Annotated in this window: 5 protein-coding genes; 3 read left to right on the forward strand and 2 right to left on the reverse strand. The window is 39.7% G+C overall.

What is annotated here, in order from left to right; all coding sequences use genetic code 11:
• The first annotated feature begins 150 nt into the window (after positions 1 to 150).
• Together K6D58_RS02050 and K6D58_RS02055 are read left to right on the forward strand one after the other, a co-directional pair.
• Positions 151 to 465, forward strand: a complete 315-nt coding sequence (locus K6D58_RS02050) for a type II toxin-antitoxin system RelE/ParE family toxin (RefSeq protein ID WP_296827046.1) — start codon at positions 151 to 153, stop codon at positions 463 to 465.
• 185 nt (positions 466 to 650) lie between these two features.
• Positions 651 to 893 (forward strand): hypothetical protein, encoded by a 243-nt coding sequence (locus tag K6D58_RS02055; protein ID WP_296827048.1) that lies wholly within the window; start codon positions 651 to 653, stop codon positions 891 to 893.
• A gap of 166 nt (positions 894 to 1,059) precedes the next feature.
• Here the strand turns inward: K6D58_RS02055 and pdxT are convergent, their stop codons facing one another.
• Positions 1,060 to 1,620: a pyridoxal 5'-phosphate synthase glutaminase subunit PdxT gene (pdxT, locus tag K6D58_RS02060; RefSeq protein WP_296827050.1), complete on the reverse strand. Its 561-nt coding sequence runs from the start codon at positions 1,618 to 1,620 to the stop codon at positions 1,060 to 1,062.
• A 13-nt stretch (positions 1,621 to 1,633) separates the two neighbouring features.
• Positions 1,634 to 2,509 (reverse strand): pyridoxal 5'-phosphate synthase lyase subunit PdxS, encoded by an 876-nt coding sequence (pdxS, locus tag K6D58_RS02065; RefSeq protein WP_296827053.1) that lies wholly within the window; start codon positions 2,507 to 2,509, stop codon positions 1,634 to 1,636.
• Positions 2,510 to 2,648: 139 nt separating this feature from the next.
• Here pdxS and pdxR point away from each other — a divergent pair.
• On the forward strand, positions 2,649 to 3,611 hold a 963-nt coding region (gene pdxR, locus K6D58_RS02070), incomplete at its 3' end, for a MocR-like pyridoxine biosynthesis transcription factor PdxR (RefSeq protein ID WP_296827055.1).

The raw sequence follows: 3,611 nt of genomic DNA on the forward strand, positions 1-3,611 counted from the left end.
GCCCAGCTTCCTTCCAATAAGCCTTTGAATATTTCTGAAATGACTGAAGAACAGTTTAATCAGGAAATGGAAAAAGCTTATCAGAGCATCCAGCGTGGAGAAGGAGTCCCTGTGGAAGAAGCTTTTGCAAAAATCAAGAGAGCTAGATAATTGACTTATAAAGTTATAGTTGCTCCTGAAGCGATTGAGGATATGCAGAACCATTATGATTATATTGCTTATGTAAAGGAATCTATCATAAATGCAGAAGCACAATTGTCACGCATCCAGGAAGAAATTACACATCTTGATACTTTGCCTAATGCTTTTAGAAAATATCCTAAAGAGCCATGGCATAGCCGAGGTTTAAGATATTTTCCTGTCGATAAGTATCTTGTGTTCTATATGGTTGATGAAGAAAATCATATAGTAAATGTCATGAGAGTAATCGGCGGACAAATGGATCTGGACCAAATCTGGAAATAAACCTTTATTAAACAATAATCTTCCGAATCTGAGTTTCAGACAAAGGAGTCACTTCCAGTACATCACTGATGGCCTGGCGTGGAACTAAATTACAATCCTTTCCGAACAGCTTCCCAAGCGGAGCTTTCGGCGGATTGCATTTTAGGAAAGCGCCGGGCTTTTTTATTTCCGGCGCAAAAATCTATATGCGGGGAAACATAAACTTTATTCGTGATTCCCATAAAAGGAATTACACCTGTATTTCAAATGTCATCCTTCGGGATGAACGCATGTCTGCAAAAGCCAGAGGAATCCTGGTTCAGATTTTAAGTTATCCTGATGACTGGTATCTTTATAAATCAGAACTTCAGAATGGAACTGACAAAAGAGCCGCTGCAGCCAAGTTCAGTGAGGATTTTTTTGTGTTCAATGAAAGCACCCTGAAGTGAAAGAATACCAATCTTAATCCTTCTTAATATATGTAAAAATGGAAAGGCTCTGATTCTTGATGAATTTGATGCTGTGCCTTATGTAAATTCGTCAATTAGTATAATTAGAAATTTGCTGGAAGAATAAACATGGGAAGAGAAGATATTCTAATATTCATCATTCCCCCTACAGCATATCAATGAAGTAGCGGTGGATTTTTTTGTCGGCATCCAGTTCAGGGTGAAAGGCCAGGGCAAGCTGCTTTTTGTATTGAACGGCTACAGGTTTGTTATTGTAGCTGGCAAGGATGGCAACCTGGTCCTGGACTTCTTCGATTGAAGGGGCGCGGATAAATGTCATTTCCGTGCTGCCAAGATTCTTAAAGTCCTGGATGGTTTTAAAGCTGCCTGTCTGACGGCCGTAAGCATTTCTTTTTACGGTTACAGGCAGTGTTGCAAAGTGTGTGGTGCTGTCATCCTGAATGTGCCGGGCTAAAAGTATTAGTCCTGCACAGGTTGCCAAAACAGGTATTCCTTCCTGGATGAGGTCCTTAAGGGGCTGGAACATTCCCAGGTCTTTAAGGAGTTTTCCTTGAACTGTGCTTTCTCCACCAGGGAGAACAATTCCGTCCAGATTTGATAAATCTTTTTTCTGTCTTAGTTCAATACAATTGCAGCCAAGTTCAGTGAGGATTTTTTTGTGTTCAATGAAAGCACCCTGAAGTGAAAGAATACCAATGTTTTTCATTTATCTGCTCCGATTATATTCCACGCTCTTCCATAATAAGCTTGATTTCGTTTTCGTTGATTCCAACCATTGCCGGACCTAAGTCTTCAGAAAGTTCAGCGATGAGTTTTGCATCAGTAAAGTTTGTTACAGCCTGAACTATTGCACGGGCTCTTTTTTCTGGATTGCCTGATTTAAAGATTCCTGAACCGACAAATACTCCTTCTGCTCCAAGCTGCATCATAAGTGCGGCGTCTGCAGGGGTAGCAACTCCACCGGCTGCAAAATTTACAACAGGCAGTTTTTTGTTCTGGTGTACCCATTCAACAAGATCATAAGGAACACGAAGTTCTTTAGCGGCTTCAAAAAGTTCATCCTGGCGAAGGGAAGTTATCCTTGCGATTTCTTCATTCATTTTTCTCATGTGCCTTACAGCCTGAACAACATCTCCTGTTCCTGGTTCACCTTTTGTACGAATCATGGAAGCACCTTCGTTAATACGTCTTAATGCTTCTCCCAAATCCCTGGCACCACAAACAAATGGAACTTTAAATTCACGCTTGTTAATGTGATAAACATCGTCAGCAGGGGAGAGGACTTCTGATTCATCAATGTAGTCAATGTCGATGGCCTGAAGAATCTGAGCTTCTGCAAAGTGACCGATTCTGCATTTTGCCATTACAGGAATTGAAACTGCATTCTGAATGCTTTTAATCATTTTAGGGTCACTCATTCTGGAAACGCCGCCAGCTGCCCTGATGTCTGCAGGAATTCTTTCCAGTGCCATAACTGCACATGCACCTGCTTCTTCTGCAATCTTTGCCTGTTCCGGTGTGGTAACGTCCATGATTACTCCACCTTTAAGCATCTGTGCCAGACCTCTGTTAAGTTCAATCTGATTGTCTTCCATCTTATCTTCTCCTTTTTTTGTAAATAATCCCAATGTTAGTGCTTGACTGTCTCAATAATTGTGTTTAAGTTATAAAAATACTGGTATTATTAAAATGTCCAAAATGATAAATAATTTAATGCCAGTTCAGGAGGGCAGTATGCTTACTTATGACATGTCTGATATCGATAAACCTTTGTATCAGCATCTGTATGAATGTATTAGAAATGACATAACCTGCGGTAAATTAAAGAGTAATGAGAAGATGCCTTCAAAAAGATCCCTGGCAGAAAACCTGGGGGTAAGTACCATTACAGTTGAAAATGCATATGACCAGTTGATAAGTGAAGGCTACATGTACGCTCTCCCAAAGAGGGGATATTTTATCAGTGATATAAGCGGGCTTAAAATTTCTCCTCTGCTGGTTTCTAAAAAACTCAACATTGTAAAAGAAAAAAACATTCAGGATATTAAATTCAGTTTTTCTTCAAACCATACTGAAAGTTCAGATTTTCCTTTTTCGGTCTGGGCAAAACTTATGAGACAGACAATTTCTTTAAGGGAAAAGGAGCTGCTTACTCAGTCTCCCTGTGAAGGTGTTGCAGAATTGAGGCAGGCTATTGCCGGTCATCTTTATTCATTCCGCGGGATGAATGTGGACCCTGACCAGGTTATTGTTGGTGCTGGAACAGAATACCTTTACAGTCTTTTGATTAAGCTTTTGGGAAAAGAAAAAATATTTGCCATAGAAAATCCAGGTTATAAAAAACTGTCTTCGATTTATAAAAGTAATGATGTAAAGTGCTGCTATGTAAATCTTGATAATATGGGAATGAATGTGGAAGAACTGAATGCAAGTAAGGCTGATGTTGCTCATATAAGTCCTACCCACCATTTTCCTACAGGAATCACAATGCCGGTAAGCCGCCGTTACGAAATGCTGGCCTGGGCTAATGCAAAAAAAGGCCGTTATATAATTGAAGATGATTACGACAGTGAATTCCGTCTGAATGGAAAACCTGTTCCTTCTTTGCAGAGTATTGATGCATTTGAAAAAGTAATTTACATGAACACTTTTTCTAAGTCACTTACTTCTACAATACGAATCAGTTACATGGTTCTT

It is taken from the genome of Treponema sp., assembly GCF_024696245.1.
Taxonomy (GTDB): domain Bacteria; phylum Spirochaetota; class Spirochaetia; order Treponematales; family Treponemataceae; genus Treponema_D.